Source organism: Streptomyces sp. NPDC052109 (assembly GCF_040680195.1).
Taxonomy (GTDB): domain Bacteria; phylum Actinomycetota; class Actinomycetes; order Streptomycetales; family Streptomycetaceae; genus Streptomyces.
The window spans coordinates 126,170-142,973 of sequence record NZ_JBFAWF010000023.1; the positions used below are offsets into that span (position 1 = coordinate 126,170).

Sequence of the window (16,804 nt, forward strand, 5' to 3'; positions counted from 1 at the left end):
CCCGACGGCACGGCGCGACGCCCCGGAGGGCGTCAGTCGCCCAGCCGCATCTCCAGCCGCCCGATGGCCGCCCACACGCCATCGCCGTACCCGTCGTCGGCCAGAGTGCCGGCGGCGTCGCGCGCCCGGCGCAAATGGCTGCGGGCAGCCTCGTCACGGCCCAGCTTCACATAGTCGGCGGCGAGATTGAGATGCAGCGAGGGGAACAACCCCCGCAGGCTCAGCGGAGCACCCCGCTCCTCCGCCGCGGACAACGCCCTGAGATCCCACGCGAGTTCGTCCTGCGGGTCGTCCTGGGTGTCCGCCAGGTAGTGGGCCAGGGTGCAGCGGTGGAGCGCGTCGCCGGCCTCGCCGACCTCCGCCCACAGGTCCAGCAGGCGGCTGCGGGCCTCCTCGCGGTCGCCGCCGTGGTGCAGCATGACGACCTGCCCGATCCGCGTCAGCACGGCATCCGACGCCGCCTGCTCCTGTCGCTCCGCCACCGTGCCTCCGGGCGCCGTCGTAGATGGTCCGCTCCCGACGCTAACCGGCGCCGCGAGTTTTCCAGGTCAGGCAGCGCCGTCGGGCATGACGCCGATGGCCGGCGGCCGGTGCGCCGTGGCGCGTCGCACGCGCGCGGCGGAGCCGCACAGAGCGGTACGGCCCCGCCCCCCTTCGGGGCGGTGGCCGGCCGCACGGGGCACGGCCGCGGTCCCGTCCCCTGCGGCCGTCAGCCCAGGTTCGGGATGCGCCAGTCGACGGGCTCGTGCCCCTGCCGGGCGATCGCCTCGTTGATCTGGGTGAACGGTCGGGAGCCGAAGAACTTCCTCGCGGACAACGGCGAGGGGTGCGCGCCCTTGACCACCACGTGCCGCTTCTCGTCGATCAGCGGCAGCTTCTTCTGCGCGTAGTTGCCCCACAGCACGAAGACCGCCGGGTCCGGGCGGGAGGCCACCGCGCGGATCACCGCGTCCGTGAACTTCTCCCAGCCCTTGCCCTTGTGCGAGTTTGCCTCGCCGGCCCGGACGGTGAGCACCGCGTTGAGCAGCAGCACGCCCTGCTCGGCCCACGGCATCAGATAGCCGTTGTCCGGGACCGGCAGGCCCAGCTCCTCCTTCATCTCCTTGTAGATGTTCCGCAACGACGGCGGGGTCCTCACGCCCGGGCGGACGGAGAAGCACAGGCCGTGGCCCTGACCCTCGCCGTGGTACGGGTCCTGACCGAGGACGAGGACCTTGACCTGCTCGTACGGCGTGGCGTCCAGCGCCGCGAAGACCTCCTCGCGCGGTGGGTAGACGGGACCCTTCGCCCGCTCCTCCTCGACGAACTCGGTCAGCTCCTTGAAATAGGGCTGCTGCAGCTCGTCACCCAGAACCCCGCGCCAGGACTCGGGCAGCATGGCGATGTCGGTCACGTCAACGTCCTCACGATGTCTGGCAACTACGGCGTGCGGTCACTTCCAGGTTTCAGAACCTACAGGCGACCACTGACAACCGGTGCCGCGAGGGTGACTCACCAGCTGGTCTTGCGGTGCAGTGTCCACATCATCATGATCGTCGACGGATCGAGGGCCTGCTCGCCGCCGGAGACGTCCTCGCTGGCGGCGATGTACTGCCGGCCCTGCCACAGCGGGATCAGCCGGGCGTCGTTCACCATGATCTGCTGGGCCTGCTCCACGTCCTTGACCGTCTGGGCCCGGTCGCTCTCCGCGCGCGAGCGGGGCAGCAGCGTCCCGGTGATCTCCTTGGACGGGTAGGGCGTACCGAGGGCGTTGTGCTCGCCGACGAACGGGGCGATGAAGTTGTCCGCGTCGGGGAAGTCCGGGAACCAGCCGCGGCCGAACACCGGGTACTCGCCCTTCTGGTAGCCGACCACATAGGTCTTCCAGGGGCGGCCCTTGAGCGTGATCGTGAACAGCCCGGAGTCCTCCAGCTGGCGCTTCAGCTCCTGGAACATCAGGGCCGTCTCGGAGCCGTACCGGTCGGTGGTGTACCAGAGGGTGAGCGGCACGCGCTGGTGGATGCCCGCATCCGAGAGGATCTTGCGGGCCTTGGGGACGCTCGGGTCGCCGAAGTCGTCGAAGAAGGCGGTGGTGTGGCCGGTCAGGCCCTTGGGGACCATGGAGTACAGCGGATCGACCGTGTCCTTGTAGACCTTGTGCGCGATGGCGCCCCGGTCGACGATCTGGGCGACGGCCTTGCGTACGGCCGGCTCCTTGGCCCAGGGGTCCCTGGGGTTGAACACCAGGTAGCTGATGTCGGTGCCGGCGCCGTCGACCAGCTGGAGGTCGCTGTTGCCGTGCTGCTGGAGGGCGAGGATGTCGTCGGCGGCGAGGCCGCGGTAGGTGACGTCGATCTGCTTGTCCCGCAGCGCCTTGACCATGGGCGCCGAGTCCTGGAAGTAGCGGATGGTCACCGCGTCGTTCTGCCGCTTGGCGAAGCCCTGGTAGTTCCCGTTGCCGACGAGGACGGCCTGCTTGCCCTCCTCGTACGACTGGAGCTTGTACGGTCCGGAGCCGTAGACCTTGGCGTCCTTGCGCAGGGAGCGCGCGGGGTAGTCGTCCGGGTCGACGATCGACATGGCGGGGGTGGCCAGCACGAACGGGAAGGTGGCGTCGGGCTGGTTGAGGTGGAAGACGACCTCGCGGTCGCCGAGCGCCTGCACCCGGTCCAGGCTGCCGAGCAGTCCGGCGGGGCCGCCGGGTGCGTCGATCGTGCGGATGCGGTCGATGGAGTGTTTCACGGCCTGGGCGGTCAGCGGGTCGCCGTCGGCGAACTTCATCCCCGAGCGCAGCGTGCAGCGGTAGGTGCGGCTGGAGGAGTCGGTGAAGGAGCAGCTCTGGGCGGCGTCGGGCTGAGGGGTGGTGGCGCCGTTGGGGTAGGCGAGCAGGGTCTGGAAGATGTTGCGGTACAGCTCCCAGGAGCCGTCCCAGGCACCGGCGGGGTCCAGCGTGCTGGGGGCGCTGGTGGTGCCCACGACGATCGGTCCCTTGCCGCCGCCGTTGCCGTCGGACAGCAGACCGCAGCCGGCCACCAGGGATATGGACGCGATCGCCGCGACTCTCCGCAGGAATCGGTTCCGGTTGAACACGCGCACGCTCCTCGATCCGCCATACCAAGGGTCGGCAGACCATACCGCAGCGTTTGAGCTCCTGAACCACCCCTGAAACAGGGGTTCTTGATCGCTTTCGGGATGACGACGTTGTCAGTTCGCTGTGCGGACTCGATGGCGTGCTCCGGGCGCCGATCCGTCCGAAAATCGGCGCCCGGAAGGTTGCTCAGTGCACGCCGGCGTTGAGGAACATGCCGCCGTCCACGACGAGCGTCTGACCGGTGATCCAGTCGGAGTGCCCGGAGGTGAGGAAGGCGGCGGCCCCTCCGATGTCGGAGGGCACGCCGAGCCGGCCGAGGGGGTAGGCGGCGGCCGCCTCCTCCTCCCGGTTCTCGTACAGGGCCTGCGCGAACCTGGTCTTGACCACGGCCGGGGCGATCGCGTTGACCCGCACCTTCGGCGCGAACTCATGGGCCAGCTGCTGGGTCAGGTTGATCATCGCGGCCTTGCTCACGCCGTAGACGCCGATGAACGGCGAGGGCGCGAGGCCCGCGATCGAGGCGATGTTCACGATCGCGCCGCCGTTGTCCTTCTGCCAGGCGTGCCAGGTCTTCTGGGCGAAGCCGAGTGCGGAGACCACGTTGGTCTCGAAGACCTTGCGGGCGACGTCCAGGTCGACGTCGGCGATCGGGCCGAAGACGGGGTTGGTGCCCGCGTTGTTGACCAGGAAGTCGAGGCGGCCGAAGGCCTCCATGGTGCGCTCGACGACCTCGGTCTGGTGGGCCAGGTCGTGCGCCTTGCCGGCCACACCGATGACCCGGTCCGAGCCGAGCTTCTCGACGGCCTCCTTCAGGGCGTCCTCACCCCGGCCGGTGATGCACACGCGGTCACCGCGGGCGACGAGCGCCTCGGCGACGCCGTAGCCGATGCCGCGGCTGGCGCCCGTGACGAGGGCGACCTTGCCCGAGAGCGCGGGCAGTTCAGCGGAAGTCATGTACCCGTATCCCTTAGTTGAGCGGTCCGCCCGCGACGTACAGCACCTGGCCGGAGACGAAGCCGGCCGCCTCGCCGGTGAAGAAGGCGATGGCGTTGGCGATGTCCTCGGGCTCGCCGACGCGCTGCACCGGAATCTGGGTGGCGGCGGCCTTCTTGAAGTCCTCGAAGCCCATGCCGACGCGGTCGGCGGTGGCCTTGGTCATCTCGGTGGCGATGAAGCCGGGGGCGACGGCGTTGGCGGTGATGCCGAACTTGCCCAGCTCGATGGCGAGGGTCTTGGTGAAGCCCTGCAGACCGGCCTTGGCGGCGGAGTAGTTGACCTGGCCGCGGTTGCCGAGCGCCGAGGAGGAGGACAGGTTGACGACACGGCCGAAGCCCGCGTCGACCATGTGCTTCTGGACGGCCTTGGTCATCAGGAACGAGCCGCGCAGGTGGACGTTCATGACGGTGTCCCAGTCGGAGACGCTCATCTTGAACAGCAGGTTGTCGCGCAGCACGCCCGCGTTGTTGACCAGGATCGTCGGGGCGCCCAGCTCCTCGACGATCCGGGCCACGGCCGCCTCGACCTGCGCCTCGTCGGAGACGTCGGCGCCGACCGCGATGGCCTTGCCGCCGGCGGCGGTGATCTTCTCGACGGTGTCCTTGCAGGCGGCCTCGTCGAGGTCGATCACGGCGACCGCGCGACCCTCGGCGGCCAGTCGTACGGCGGTGGCGGCGCCGATGCCGCGCGCCGCGCCGGTGACTACCGCGACCCGCTGTTCAGTGGTGGACATTGCTGCTTCTCCTCGCCCTTGAGAGAACCTGTGGGGGACCTCGGAACCGAGCCCCTCATGCGGTGAGCGACCGCTTAGTACCTTCAGTACACGTGACGCTAGAAGCCCTGGCACCCGGTGTCAACGGCACACCGGACGCGTGTGATCCATTACCTCACCAAGAGGTCCAGCAAGCGCTCCGTCTCGGCGGCCGGGTCGGTGGTCAGGCCGGTGTGCACGGGGCCGGGCTGGACGATGGTGGAGCGGGGCGCGATCAGCCAGCGGAAGCGGCGCCCGGCGTCGTCCGCGGCCGCCTGCCCGGCGTCCTCGCCGCCCGCGCAGTGGCGCTCGATCGCACCGAGCGCGGCCCGGATCCCGGCCACGTCCGCCTCCGGGTCCAGGGCGAGCAGCCGGCTCTCGTCCAGGTGGGTACGGGCGCCGACGTAGGCCTGGGCCCGGCTGTAGACGACGACGCCCGCGTTGACGCACTCACCGCGTTCCACCCGTGGCACGACCCGCAGCAGCGCGTACTCGAACACGTCCCGGTCGCCGCCCTGGCCCGCGCGGGTGATGTGGCGCTCGGTGACGTGTCCGGCCATGTGGATGTGGGTCTCGCTCACTTTGTCCCCTCGATGCCGGTGATGCGCTCGTGGACGACGGCCGCCCGCGCGAGCAGGGGCCGTGCGTAGGCCCGGCGCAGGTCGTCCGGGGTGTCGAAGCCGGGTTCGCCGGCCAGCCAGGCGTCCGGGATCTCGGCGGTGACCTCGGCGAGCAGGTCCTCGGTGACCCGGGGGGCCAGCTCGGCCGCCGCGGCGGTCACGTCCGGGGCGAAGCGGGCGAGGGCGTGGTCGGAGGCGTCGTAGGGGCGGGCCGCGGAGGCCTCGGCGGAGGGCCAGTTGTGGTGCCAGATCATCGTCGCGCCGTGGTCGATGAGCCACAGTCCGCCGCGGTGCACCAGGAGGTTCGGATTGCGCCAGGACCGGTCCACGTTGTTGATCAGCGCGTCGAACCAGACGATCCGGCCGGCCTCCTCGGAGCCCACCGGGAAGGCCAGCGGGTCGTAGCCGAGGGCCCCGGAGAGGAAGTCCATGCCCAGGTTGGTACCGCCGCTGGACCTGAGCAGGTCCTGCACCTGCTGCTCGGGCTCGCCGAGGCCGAGGACGGAGTCCAGCTGGAGGGTGACCAGCCGGGGCATCCGGAATCCCAGGCGGCGGGCGAGTTCACCGCACACCACCTCGGCGACCAGTGTCTTGCGGCCCTGCCCGGCGCCGGTGAACTTCATGACGTACGTCCCGAAGTCGTCGGCCTCGACGAGCCCCGGCAGCGAGCCCCCCTCACGCAGGGGCGTGATGTAGCGGGTCGCGGTGACTTCCTTGAGCATCGCCCCAGGTTACTGGGGAGGGACCGACAGGCCTCGCGGGGTGCGCCCGACAGCGGACCGACAGTTGTGGCTTACGGCCGCCTCATGCCCGGACCGCAAGGATCTGGGTGCCCGTCTGAACAGGCGGCGCCCGGGCGCCGTACCCCTGGACGGATCACGAGAAGCTCCGCGGAAGGGAACCCCACATGACCAGCGCATCGCCCCAGCCGGCAACCGGACCCGCCCGCCGTACCGTCGTGGCGGCGGCCGGAGCGGCGGGGCTCGCCGCCGCGCTGACCGCCTGCGGTTCGGGCGACAACTCGTCCGGCACGGCAAACACCGGGTCCGGGTCCTCCGGCACCACGGGCTCGACCGGTTCCACCGGGACGACGGGGAGCACCGGCTCCACCGGAGCGTCGCAGAACAGCGGCGGCTCGGCCGGCGGCACCGCGCTCGCCAAGACCTCCGACATCCCCGAGGGCGGCGGCAAGATCTTCAAGGACCAGGGCGTGGTCGTCACCCAGCCGACGGCGGGCACGTTCAAGGCCTTCTCGTCCAAGTGCACCCACCAGGGATGCGCGGTGGGCAGCGTGTCGGGCGGCGTGATCATCTGCCCGTGCCACAACAGCCACTTCTCGGTCGCGGACGGCAGTGTGAAGCAGGGTCCCGCGACCCAGCCGCTGGCCGCCGAGAAGATCTCGGTCTCCGGCGAGGACATCAAGCTGGCCTGAGCCGCGTCAGCCGCGCCCGCGCGGCCTGGCGAGACAGCCGAGCACCTCGTCGGTGGTCGCGACTGTGGCGACCAGCGCGAGGGTGTGCCGGATCATCGCGGGGGTGTAGTCGGCGGGCACCCCCGCGACGGCGTCGGCCGGGACGACGGCGCTGTAGCCGAGGTTGACCGCGTCGAACACCGCGTTGGGGATCGCCACGTTGGCGGAGACGCCGGTGATGACCAGGGTGCGGCAGCCGAGGTTGCGCAGCAGGGCGTCGACGTCGGTGCCGTGGACCGGGGACAGTCCGTGCAGCCGGCGTACGACCAGGTCCTCGTCGGCGACCTCGATCGGCGGCGCGACCCGGACCGCGGTGCTGCCGGACAGCTGCTGCACGGGAAGCCGTTCGGCGGCCCGGAACAGCCGGGCGTTGCGGCTCGCGCCCCGGCCGTCCGGGCGGCGCTCGGCGATCGCGTGGATCACCTGAACCCCGGCTTCGTGGGCGGCGGCGACCAGCCGGGCCACATTGCGCAGCGCCCCGGAGGAGCGGGCCTCGCGGGCGAGTTCGGGCAGCGCGCTCTCCGGGCCGACGACCCCTTGCTGACACTCGACGGTGAGCAGGACGGTGCTCACGGGGTCGAGGAGTTCGCTGAGCTGTGCGTACGACGGCATGACGCGTCCCCTCGAAGACGACCCTTTTCTTTTCTGACGTGATGTCAGAGGATCACCAGGACACGATAGTTCTCTGGCACGACGTGGGAGAAGAGGGGGACGCATGACCGTCACTCAGCAGCGCCGCGGCCGGAAGATCATGATGACGCCCGGCGAGTTGGACGAGTTCCTCACCAGTCAGCGCACCTGCCGGGTCGCCACCGTCTCGGCGGACGGCACTCCGCATGTCAGCGCGCTGTGGTTCGCGTGGGACGGCACCTCGCTGTGGCTGTACTCGGTGGTGCGCAGCAGGCGCTGGGCACAGCTGCGCCGCGATCCGCGCGTGGCCGTCGTGGTCGACTCGGGCGAGGAGTACGACCAGCTGTGCGGCGTCGAGCTGTCCGGACGGGTGGAGTTCGTGGGCGAGGTGCCGCGCACCGGTGAGCTGTGCGCGGAACTCGACACGGCGGAGACGCTGTTCGCGCGGAAGAACTTCGGCCTGGACGAGATGCCGCACGACGGCCGGCACGCCTGGGCGCGGCTGACCCCGGAGAAGATCGTCTCCTGGGACTTCCGCAAACTGGGCGGGGCGTAGGCGCCCGGCCGGCTCCGCCTCAGCCGATCTTCAGCGCGGCCGCACTCAGGGCCTCCACCGCCGCGCGGATCGAGGGGCGGCGGTCGGCATCGGCCCGCCAGACCACGTACACGTGCCGGCGCACCCGCTGTCTGAGCGGCACGAGGACCACGCCGTCCGGAACCGGGTTCCGGCCCAGCAGCGGTGCGATGCACACGCCCAACCCGGAGGCGACCAGGCCGAGTTGGGTGTGGGTCTCGCCGGCGCGGTGGCCGACGATCGGCTCGACGCCCTTGGACCGCAGCGTGAACATCAGCCACTCGTGGCAGAACTCGCCCTCGCCCCAGGTGATCCACTCGTCCTCGGCGAACTCGGTGAGGTCCACCTCGTCCCGGCCGGCCAGCGGGTGCCCGGCCGGCATGGCGACGTCGGCCGGGTCGTCCAGCAAGGGTGCCTTGACCAGGCCGTCGGGCACGGGCATCGGCTTGTTGTACCAGTCCAGGACCACCGCGAGATCGAGGTCGCCACGGACGACACCGGCGATGCCCTGCTCCGGCTCCAGCTCGCTGGAGCGCACGCGCAGCCCGGGGTGCTCGGCCCGCAGCGCGCCGAGCGCGGTCGGGAAGAGGCCTCGGGCGGCGGTCGGAAACGCGGACAGCCTGAGTTCACCGACGACCTGTCCGCGGTGCGCCTCCAGGTCGGACTCGGCGAGCTCGACCTGCGAGAGGATGCGGCCCGCGTGCTCCGACAGCAGCCGCCCGGCGTCGGTCAGCCGCACCCCCCGGCCGTTCTTGGCGAGCAGCTGCTGGCCGATCTCCCGCTCCAGCTTGCCCAGCTGCTGGGACACGGCGGACGTGGTGACGTGCAGCGCGTCCGCCGCCGCGCTGACCGAGCCGTGCCGGGCGAGGGCGTCCAGGGTGCGCAGGCGCTCCAGGTTCAACATGTAAGTGATTCTAAGAGGTACCAGGTGACAAATCTCGATTGTGCTACGAGGTCGCCTCAAGCATCTTGGAGACCATGAGCACGGTCACCGCACCCCGAACCCAGTCCCCCGCCCCCGCCCGCCCCCGCGCCCGCCTCGACTGGCGGCTACGGTTCGGCGTCCTCTGCCTGATCTGGGGCTTCAGCTTCCTGCTGATCAAGGTCGGCACCGAGGGCTACGCGCCCTTCCAGGTCACCCTCGGGCGTCTGGTGTTCGGTACGGCGGTCCTGGCGGCGGCGATGGCGGTCAAGCGGGAGCGGCTGCCGCGCGGCGCCCGGCTGTGGGGCCACATGGCGGTCGCCGCGTTCCTCCTGAACGCCCTGCCGTTCTCCCTCTTCGCCTACTCCGAACTGACGATCCCGTCCACCCTGGCCGGCATCTGCAACGCCACGTCACCCCTGTGGGGCATGGCCCTCTCCCTGGTCGCGCTCTCCGAGGACCGGCCGACCCGGGTCCGCGTGGCCGGCCTCGGCCTCGGCTTCCTCGGGGTGCTGACGGTCCTGGGTGCCTGGCAGGGCTTCCACGGCCTGGACGCCACGGGTACGGCGATGGCGCTGCTGGCGTCGCTGAGCTACCCGGTGGGCTGGATCTACGTCCGCCGGACCCTCGCGGGCACGGGCAACTCCCACCTGTCCATGACGGGGGCGCAGTTGCTCCTGGCGACGCTGCAACTGGCCGTCGTCACCCCGCTGTCCGCCGGTTTCCCCACGCACGTCTCCCTGGTGCCGCTGCTGGCGATCGCCGCGCTGGGCGCGCTGGGCACGGGACTCGCGGTGCTGATCCAGTACGGGCTGGTCGCCGAGGTCGGGCCGACCACCGCGCAGATGGTCACGTACTTCATTCCGGTCATCGCGACGGCCGCGGGTGTGGCGATCCTCGGGGAGTCGCTGCGGTGGACCACCCCCGTGGGGGCGGTGATCGTGCTGGCGGGGGCCGCGCTCACCCAGGTGCGGGGGCGCAAGAGCGCGTAGCGAAGCGCGGGCTCGACGGGAGCCCGAGAGGGAGGGGCGGGTGGAGTCGGGCGCGAGGGCGGGCCGCGTGGGACTGGTCGCGCGGTTCCCGCGCCCCTTCGTGGCTCACCTCAGCCGTAGACGCGCGCCGGAGAGGGCCGTACCGCCGCTGACACCGCGTCCGCCAGTGGGGCGATGTCCTCCTCCGTGAGCGTCGAGACCGTGATGCGGACCGCCGGACCGGTGTTCAGGCGGAAACGTGCGCCCGGGGCGACCGCCCAGCCCGCTTGCAGCAGGCGCGCCACCGCGCCCGTCTCGTCGGGGACCGGCACCCACACGTTCATGCCGCTGCGGCCGTGGGCGACGACCCCGCGTTCCGCCAGCGCGTCGACCAGCGCGTCCCGCCGGGCACCGTACGCCGCGGCCACCGCCACCCGGTCCACCGCACCCTCGGTCCAGAGCCGACGCACGGCCCGCTGCAGCAACAGGCTCACCCAGCCGGGACCCAGGCTCTGGCGGCCGCGTACCCGGTCGACGGTGACCGGATCGCCGGCGAGGACGGCCACGCGAAGGTCGGGGCCGTACGCCTTGGAGGCGGAGCGGACGACGGCCCAGTGGCGGGTGGTGCCCGCGAGGGGGTGCAGCGGGAGGTCGACGATGCCGTGACCGTGGTCGTCCTCGATCAGCAGGGTCTGCGGGTGTTCGCGCAGGACCGCGCGCAGGGCACGCGCGCGTGACGCGGTCACCGAGGCACCGGTCGGGTTCTGCGCGCGGTCGGTGACGATCAGGGCGCGGGCCCCGGACTCCAGGACGCGGCGCAGGTCTTCGACGCTGGGTCCGTCGTCGTCCACGCCCACCGGGACCGTGCGCAGTCCCAGCGCGGGGACCAGGTCGAGGACGCTGCCCCAGCCGGGGTCCTCGACGGCGACCGCGTCGCCCGGTTTGAGGTGCGCGGCGAGGATCCGCTCGATGGCGTCGAGCGAGCCGGACGTCACGGTCAGCGGGCCCTCCGGGACGCCGTCGGCGTCGAGTTCGGCGCGGGCGATGCGGACGAGGTCGGGGTCGACCGGGTCGTCGCCGTAGAGGACGGGCCGCCGGTCGCCCTCCCGCGCCGCCGCGGCGAGGACCGGGGCGAGGCGGGGCAGCAGGGCCGGGTCCGGATTGCCGTTCGACAGATCGCGGCCCCCGGCGGGGACCTCCACGCGCAGTACCTCACGTCCGGTCGTGGCCGGCTTGGCCCGGACACGACTGCCTCTGCGGCCGGCCGTCTCGATCACGCCGCGCTCGCGCAGGGTGCGGTAGGCGGCCGCGACGGTGTTCGGGTTCACACCCAGCCGCACCGCCAACTCCCGCATGGGCGGCAGGGATTGACCGGGCTCCAGCGCACCGGCGCCGACCGCGCGTTCGACGCTGGCGGCGATCTCGGCTGCACCACGCCCTTCGATGGGATACTCTCCTAGCACAAAGAACATTATGCACTAGTGCAATACAGACCGCCAATGCCCGCCATGGAGGACCGTCATGCAGGGGACGACCGAGGAAACCCAGGCCGCCGCCTACACGCCGACCGACCGCACCGTGCCCACGCGCTCGGCGGACCGGGCGTCGTACGACAAGGAGCTGGTGCACGCGATACTCGACGAGGGGTACGTCTGCCACCTCGGCTTCGTCCGCGACGGCGCCCCGGTGGTCCTGCCGACGCTGTACGGCAGGGTCGGTGAGCGGCTCTACGTGCACGGGTCCACCGGTTCCCGCCCCCTGCGGATGACCGGGGAGGGCGACCCGGGCCTGCCGGTATGCCTGACGGTCACCCACGTGGACGGGCTGGTGCTGGCCCGCTCCGCCTTCCACCACTCGATCAACTACCGCTCGGTCGTGGTGCACGGCGTCGCGCGCCAGGTCACCGACCCCGAGGAGCGGCGGACGGCCCTGGACTCGCTGGTGGACCACGTCGTGCCGGGCCGGGCCGCCGACTCCCGGCCCGCGAACAAGAAGGAGCTGGCCGCCACCGCGGTGATCCGGCTGGACCTGGACGAGGTCTCCGCCAAGGTCCGCACCGGCGGCGCGAACGACGACCCGGAGGACCTCACCCTGCCCTTCTGGGCCGGTGTCGTCCCGGTCCGCAAGGGCTACGGCACGCCGCTCCCCAACGCCGACCTGGCGCCCGGTGTCGAGCTGCCGGACTACCTGAAGGCGCGGTGAGTCCCGACCGGACTCACACCGGGACGGACTCCCGGCGCCCGGCCCCGCGGGCCTCGCTCACGGCGAGGCCCGCGACCGCTCCGAGCAGGAGCAGGGTGCCGCCCGCCGTGGTCGCCGTGAGCCGTTCGCCGAGCAGGACGACGGCGAGCACGGCCGCCGTGACCGGCTCCAACAGCATGATCACGGATACGGTGGCGGACCGTACGACGGCCGCTCCGGCGAAGTACAGGGCGTACGCGAGGGCCGTGGGCACGGCGGCGATGTAGACCACGAGCCACAGCAGCCGGGCCGGGTGGGCGGTGTGCGGCAGCAGGCCCTCGTGCAGCGCGAACGGCAGCAGGCACAGGCCCGTCACCGCGAAGGCCCCGACGGTGGTGTCGGAGGCGTCGGTGCCGCCGCCCCTCCCCCACCGGCGGGTCAGCAGGGTCATGGCGCCGTAGCCCGCGGCCGAGGCGAGCGCCAGGAGGACGCCCGCCGGGCGCACGGTCGCGGCCGAGCCCCCGAAGGTCAGCACGGCCAGCCCGGCGAGCGCCCCGGTGACGGCCAGTAGTCCGCCGGCCCCGAGCCGTTCCCCGAGCAGCAGCCGGGCGCCGAGCGCGATGAGGACGGGGCCGGCGCCGAGGGTGACGACGGTGGCCACGGCCAGTCCGGTCGACGCCACGGCGGCGAAGTAGGCGGTCTGGAACACCGCCAGGCCGAGGCCGGTGACGAGGACTCGGCCGGTCCCGCGGACCAGGGGTTGGGTGGTCGCGGAGCGTGCGCGCGGGCGCAGCCCGCGTCCGGCGAGCAGCAGGACGAGGCCCAGCGCGCAGCGCCAGAAGGACAGGCCGAAGGCGCCCATGTCACTGGTCCGGTAGACCAGGGAGGCGGCGGCGCCGGCGGTGCCCCACGCGGCACCGGTGATGATCAGATAGAGCAGGCCACGCCCGACGGGCAGGCCTGAAGCAGCGTTCGACAAGGGAATCTCTTCCGCAGAAACGCACCCTGGGGTGCGGAAGTTCGAGGGCGACCCGTTTCAGCGGGGCGCGCGGACTTCATCTGCGGGCAGCACCGTCCGGCCCGGCGCAGCGGCGCAGGGCTGGTGTCCCGGAGGCCCGCCTCAGGCGGCCGGGGGCGGAAGAACGAGCGTGGACGGCACGAGCGGCACTCTAGGCGGACATGCCACGCGCCGCCAACTCCCCTTCCGGGCTGCGGGCCGCCACCGGCTCGGCAGAGCCCTTCGCGGGGGCCGAGGACTGGGCGATGAACGCTCCGACCAGGACGACCGCACCGCCGAGGATCTGGGGCGCCGCGAGGTGCTCGCCGAGCAGCACCCAGGCCAGCACGGTCGCGATGACCGCCTCGAGGCAGGCGACGACACCGGCGACCTGCGGTGACAGCCGCCGTACGGACAGCACCCCGGTGACGTACGCGACGACGGTGGCGATCAGCACGATCCAGGCCAGCAGCGCGAGGGCCGGTACGGCGGTGCCGTTCATGTCGACGGAGCCGGTCAGCACCGACCAGCGCATGCCCCAGGGGCGGGCGACGACGGTCAGGACGAGGGCGCCGACGAGCAGTCCGTAGGCGATGACGCCGAGCGGGTCCGGCGCCATGTCGCCCGCGTCGCCGCCGTGGTCGGCCAGAACGAAGTAACCGACCTGGCAGCAGGCGGCGCCGAGCGCGAGCAGGAGGCCCAGGGCGTCGAAGCTCAGCCCCGACCAGACCTCCACCACACAGGCGAGGCCGCCGACCGCGAGGCCCACGCCGAGCGCGGCGGCGCGCGACACGGGCCGCCGCTGCACGAACCGCACCCAGCCCAGCACCAGTGCGGGCGCCAGGTACTCGATGAGCAGCGCCACGCCCACCGGTATCCGGGACAGCGCGGCGAAGTAGCAGGCCTGGACACCGGCGACGGCGAGCAGTCCGAACCCGGCGAGCAGCGCGGGACGGCGGCGCAGCAGCGCGCGGTGCCGCACGGCGACGGGCAGCATGACGACGGCGGCCCCGGCCACGCGCAGCCACACCACGTGGAGCGGGTCGAGTCCCGCCTCGATCAGCGGCTTGGCGGCCACTCCCGAACCGCCGAAGGCCAGCGCCGAGGCGAGCGCGAGACCGAGCCCGACACCTTTGCCGCGGCTGTCCTGACCGCTCTTTGACATATGCACCGGCACATGATGACAGGCGGCGACATGAGCGTCACCCTCGTTGACACCTGTCTCAGGGGCTGGACGTGGCGCGCTGTCAGCTGCCCGGCCGCCGGTGGCCGGCGTACTCCTCGCCCGTCGCGGTACCCCGCTTCACAGCTCGCGGGCGTCGGCCTCTTCGGCGCAGTCGCGCGCGCCCGGTTCCAGCCGTGCGGGCAGATCCCGGACGCCGGCCCGCTCGAGGACCTCGACGGCCCGGGACCCCGGGTCCGAGGTGAGCGCGGCGAGGAGGTCGATGCCGGTGACGCGGGTCCCGGCGCGCAGGTGGGCCCGCTCGCGGGCGTCGGCCAGGGCGGCGGCCGCGGCGGGCGACCAGCCGGCGGTGTCCCGGGGGCCGCGCACGGCCGCCGCGGGGAGGACGGAGAGGCCACCGGAGTCCTCCACGCTGCCCTGCCAGCGCAGGCCGTAGCCGATGCTGCGCTGGACGAGATAGCCGAGCAGCCGGGCGAGCTGCGGCGGGCCGCCGACGGCGGCGCGGACCTCGGAGTCGTGTTCCAGCAGGGAGTGCAGCAGATGGGCGGTGTCGATCTGCCGGTCCCCGTCCCGGACGGCCCTCCGCCGGGCACCGGCGACCACCGCTGCCAGCTCGGCGCCGAGCACGGCATCGTCGTCCACGTGCGCTGCCGCCTCGTCTTGGGCGGTCCGGCGGGCTGTACGGGGTTGCACATCCCCCACCCCATCAGCCTCAACGGGCCGAGGCATCCGCGAGGGGAACCATCTTCGCGTCCCACACGGAGTGGACATCGCCCGCCGAAATCTCATCCCTACGGAGGAGATCCGGCCGATCCGTCCCCGAGAGCGCGCGCCGGCTTGCCGCACGCCCCGCCCGCAACCGCTTCGCTCCGACGCCGTCCCCCACCACCCTGGGGACGGTGGGCGGGTGCCGCCTCGTGGCACTGCCCGGGGTCGACGGCGAGCCGTACGTGCACCCGGTCCACACACCCGAGAACACCGGGGCGGTCGGCCGCACCGCGTACCGGTATTCCTGACGGTTCATCAGTATTGAATGTTGGCGGCCCTGCGGCTACTTTCCGCGACACCGTAGCCCGCTACGCCCGATCCGAAGGGGTGGTCGCATGGCCGAAGTCAGCGCGGAGGCACGCATTCAGGCGCCGGCCGAGAAGGTGTGGGCCCAGCTCACCGACTGGTCGTCGTACGGGGAGTGGAACGCCACCCACACGAACTTCCCGAAGGGGGGCCCCGAGACCCTCGCCGTGGGCGGGACGTTCCAGGAGAACATGAAGCTGATGGGCTTTCCGGCCGAGGTCGACTGGACCATCGAGGAGCTGGAGCCGGCGCGGCTGTTCGCCATCCGCGGCAGGGGCCCGATGGCGGTGACGGTCGCCACCCGGTACACCCTCACACCCGACGGCGAGGCCACCTCGGTGCGCATAGACGGCGAGTTCACCGGCGCCGCGGTGTCGCTGATGGCGGGCAAGCTGAAGGACTCGGCGACGGCCGCGCTCAACGAGTCGCTGCGCAAGCTGGCCGGCCTGGTCGCCTGATCCCGGGCGGGCCGGGCACGCGGGAGCGCCCCGCGCGTACCACCGCACGGGGCGCCCCACTCGCCCTTGCGCCTCAGTGCTCGTCGGCGAGGATCAGGTACAGCTTCTTGCGGGCGTCGTTGATGACGGCCAGCGCCTTCTCGCGCTGTTCCTTGGTGCCGGTCTTCCAGACCTGGCTGAAGGCCTCCATCAGACCGAAGCCGGCCTGGCGGATCTCGCCGAGGGCCTCCCAGTCGACCCCGCGGGAGGCTTCCTCCCAGGGAGCCTCCGGGCCGTCGACGGCGGCGGCGCGCCCGTCCTCGGTGAGCGCGAACAGCTTCTTGCCGCCCTCGCTCTCACTGGCGATCAGACCCTCGTCCTCCAGCAGCTGGAGCGTGGGATAGACCGAGCCGGGGCTGGGCTTCCACGCGCCGCCGCTGCGTTCGGCGATCTCCTGGATCATCTCGTAGCCGTGCATGGGGCGGTCCTTGAGCAGGGCCAGGATCGAGGCCCGCACGTCACCGCGCCGCGCCCGGCCCCTCGGGCCACCGCGCCCCCGCCCCCAGGGGCCTGACCCGAATCCGTGACCACCCGGGCCGAACCCCGGGCCCCCCGGTCCGAACGGCCCGAAGGCGGCCCGCCGCCCGTCGAATCCACCCATGCCCCGCAGACCGGGGCCCTCGTGCCGATGTCCACGCTCGTATCCGTGGGTACCCATCGCGATCACTCCATTCCATCGATGAGCTGTCACGTCTGCATCGCGTATCATTCGCGATGCCTCAACGATATATCGGTACCGATCTCATGACAACCCCCTTCTCGACGGTGCGATGCTGTCCCGTCTCAGTCGGTCTGGTCGGAATCTCAGATGATCTGGTCCGTTTCGCTCGTCGCCTCAGGTGATCTGGCTCCTGGCGTGGGAGCAGG

At 72.0% G+C, this 16,804-nt stretch carries 19 protein-coding genes; 5 read left to right on the forward strand and 14 right to left on the reverse strand.

Annotated features, from left to right (window positions below):
* Positions 1–32: 32 nt before the first annotated feature.
* From AB0L59_RS34115 to AB0L59_RS34145, 7 genes are all read right to left on the reverse strand, one after another.
* Positions 33–482, reverse strand: a complete 450-nt coding sequence (locus tag AB0L59_RS34115) for a hypothetical protein (protein WP_365590531.1) — start codon at positions 480–482, stop codon at positions 33–35.
* Positions 483–709: 227 nt separating this feature from the next.
* Complete coding sequence (ung, locus tag AB0L59_RS34120) at positions 710–1,393, reverse strand: uracil-DNA glycosylase (protein WP_365590532.1); 684 nt, start codon at positions 1,391–1,393, stop codon at positions 710–712.
* 98 nt (positions 1,394–1,491) lie between these two features.
* Positions 1,492–3,069, reverse strand: coding sequence for an ABC transporter substrate-binding protein (locus AB0L59_RS34125; RefSeq protein ID WP_365590533.1), 1,578 nt, complete (start codon positions 3,067–3,069; stop codon positions 1,492–1,494).
* A 187-nt stretch (positions 3,070–3,256) separates the two neighbouring features.
* Positions 3,257–4,024 (reverse strand): SDR family oxidoreductase, encoded by a 768-nt coding sequence (locus AB0L59_RS34130; protein ID WP_365590534.1) that lies wholly within the window; start codon positions 4,022–4,024, stop codon positions 3,257–3,259.
* Positions 4,025–4,037: 13 nt separating this feature from the next.
* Positions 4,038–4,799 (reverse strand): 3-oxoacyl-ACP reductase FabG, encoded by a 762-nt coding sequence (fabG, locus tag AB0L59_RS34135; RefSeq protein ID WP_365590535.1) that lies wholly within the window; start codon positions 4,797–4,799, stop codon positions 4,038–4,040.
* Between the two features lie 149 nt (positions 4,800–4,948).
* The gene (locus AB0L59_RS34140) at positions 4,949–5,398 is read right to left on the reverse strand and encodes a DUF3037 domain-containing protein (protein ID WP_365590536.1); all 450 of its coding nucleotides are present in this window, start codon (positions 5,396–5,398) and stop codon (positions 4,949–4,951) included.
* Complete coding sequence (locus tag AB0L59_RS34145; RefSeq protein ID WP_365590537.1) at positions 5,395–6,159, reverse strand: HipA family kinase; 765 nt, start codon at positions 6,157–6,159, stop codon at positions 5,395–5,397. The genes AB0L59_RS34140 and AB0L59_RS34145 overlap by 4 nt, the downstream gene beginning before the upstream one ends.
* 185 nt (positions 6,160–6,344) lie before the next feature.
* On the opposite strand from AB0L59_RS34145, the gene AB0L59_RS34150 reads away from it, so the two are divergent.
* Complete coding sequence (locus AB0L59_RS34150; protein WP_365590538.1) at positions 6,345–6,869, forward strand: Rieske (2Fe-2S) protein; 525 nt, start codon at positions 6,345–6,347, stop codon at positions 6,867–6,869.
* Positions 6,870–6,875: 6 nt separating this feature from the next.
* On the opposite strand, the gene AB0L59_RS34155 is transcribed toward AB0L59_RS34150, so the two are convergent.
* The gene (locus AB0L59_RS34155) at positions 6,876–7,520 is read right to left on the reverse strand and encodes a cysteine hydrolase (RefSeq protein ID WP_365590539.1); all 645 of its coding nucleotides are present in this window, start codon (positions 7,518–7,520) and stop codon (positions 6,876–6,878) included.
* A gap of 103 nt (positions 7,521–7,623) precedes the next feature.
* Here AB0L59_RS34155 and AB0L59_RS34160 point away from each other — a divergent pair, with 103 nt between their 5' ends.
* Positions 7,624–8,094: a pyridoxamine 5'-phosphate oxidase family protein gene (locus tag AB0L59_RS34160; protein ID WP_365590540.1), complete on the forward strand. Its 471-nt coding sequence runs from the start codon at positions 7,624–7,626 to the stop codon at positions 8,092–8,094.
* 19 nt (positions 8,095–8,113) lie between these two features.
* Here AB0L59_RS34160 and AB0L59_RS34165 read toward each other — a convergent pair whose 3' ends face one another.
* Positions 8,114–9,016, reverse strand: coding sequence for a LysR family transcriptional regulator (locus tag AB0L59_RS34165; RefSeq protein WP_365590541.1), 903 nt, complete (start codon positions 9,014–9,016; stop codon positions 8,114–8,116).
* A 74-nt stretch (positions 9,017–9,090) separates the two neighbouring features.
* Between AB0L59_RS34165 and AB0L59_RS34170 the strand changes: the two genes are divergently transcribed.
* Positions 9,091–10,026: a DMT family transporter gene (locus tag AB0L59_RS34170; RefSeq protein ID WP_365590542.1), complete on the forward strand. Its 936-nt coding sequence runs from the start codon at positions 9,091–9,093 to the stop codon at positions 10,024–10,026.
* A gap of 110 nt (positions 10,027–10,136) precedes the next feature.
* Here AB0L59_RS34170 and AB0L59_RS34175 read toward each other — a convergent pair whose 3' ends face one another.
* Positions 10,137–11,468 (reverse strand): aminotransferase class I/II-fold pyridoxal phosphate-dependent enzyme, encoded by a 1,332-nt coding sequence (locus AB0L59_RS34175; RefSeq protein ID WP_365590543.1) that lies wholly within the window; start codon positions 11,466–11,468, stop codon positions 10,137–10,139.
* 58 nt (positions 11,469–11,526) lie between these two features.
* Between AB0L59_RS34175 and AB0L59_RS34180 the strand changes: the two genes are divergently transcribed.
* Positions 11,527–12,207: a pyridoxamine 5'-phosphate oxidase family protein gene (locus AB0L59_RS34180; protein WP_365590544.1), complete on the forward strand. Its 681-nt coding sequence runs from the start codon at positions 11,527–11,529 to the stop codon at positions 12,205–12,207.
* A gap of 13 nt (positions 12,208–12,220) precedes the next feature.
* On the opposite strand, the gene AB0L59_RS34185 is transcribed toward AB0L59_RS34180, so the two are convergent.
* From AB0L59_RS34185 to AB0L59_RS34195, 3 genes are all read right to left on the reverse strand, one after another.
* Positions 12,221–13,165: an EamA family transporter gene (locus AB0L59_RS34185; protein WP_365590545.1), complete on the reverse strand. Its 945-nt coding sequence runs from the start codon at positions 13,163–13,165 to the stop codon at positions 12,221–12,223.
* Between the two features lie 190 nt (positions 13,166–13,355).
* Complete coding sequence (locus AB0L59_RS34190) at positions 13,356–14,360, reverse strand: EamA family transporter (protein WP_365590546.1); 1,005 nt, start codon at positions 14,358–14,360, stop codon at positions 13,356–13,358.
* Positions 14,361–14,486: 126 nt separating this feature from the next.
* The gene (locus AB0L59_RS34195; RefSeq protein WP_365590547.1) at positions 14,487–15,008 is read right to left on the reverse strand and encodes a Clp protease N-terminal domain-containing protein; all 522 of its coding nucleotides are present in this window, start codon (positions 15,006–15,008) and stop codon (positions 14,487–14,489) included.
* 461 nt (positions 15,009–15,469) lie between these two features.
* Between AB0L59_RS34195 and AB0L59_RS34200 the strand changes: the two genes are divergently transcribed.
* Positions 15,470–15,898 carry an SRPBCC family protein gene (locus tag AB0L59_RS34200; protein ID WP_365590548.1) on the forward strand — a complete coding sequence of 143 codons (429 nt, stop codon included), beginning with the start codon at positions 15,470–15,472 and terminating at the stop codon, positions 15,896–15,898.
* A gap of 73 nt (positions 15,899–15,971) precedes the next feature.
* On the opposite strand, the gene AB0L59_RS34205 is transcribed toward AB0L59_RS34200, so the two are convergent.
* The gene (locus AB0L59_RS34205) at positions 15,972–16,595 is read right to left on the reverse strand and encodes a PadR family transcriptional regulator (RefSeq protein WP_365590549.1); all 624 of its coding nucleotides are present in this window, start codon (positions 16,593–16,595) and stop codon (positions 15,972–15,974) included.
* Positions 16,596–16,804 lie beyond the last annotated feature (209 nt).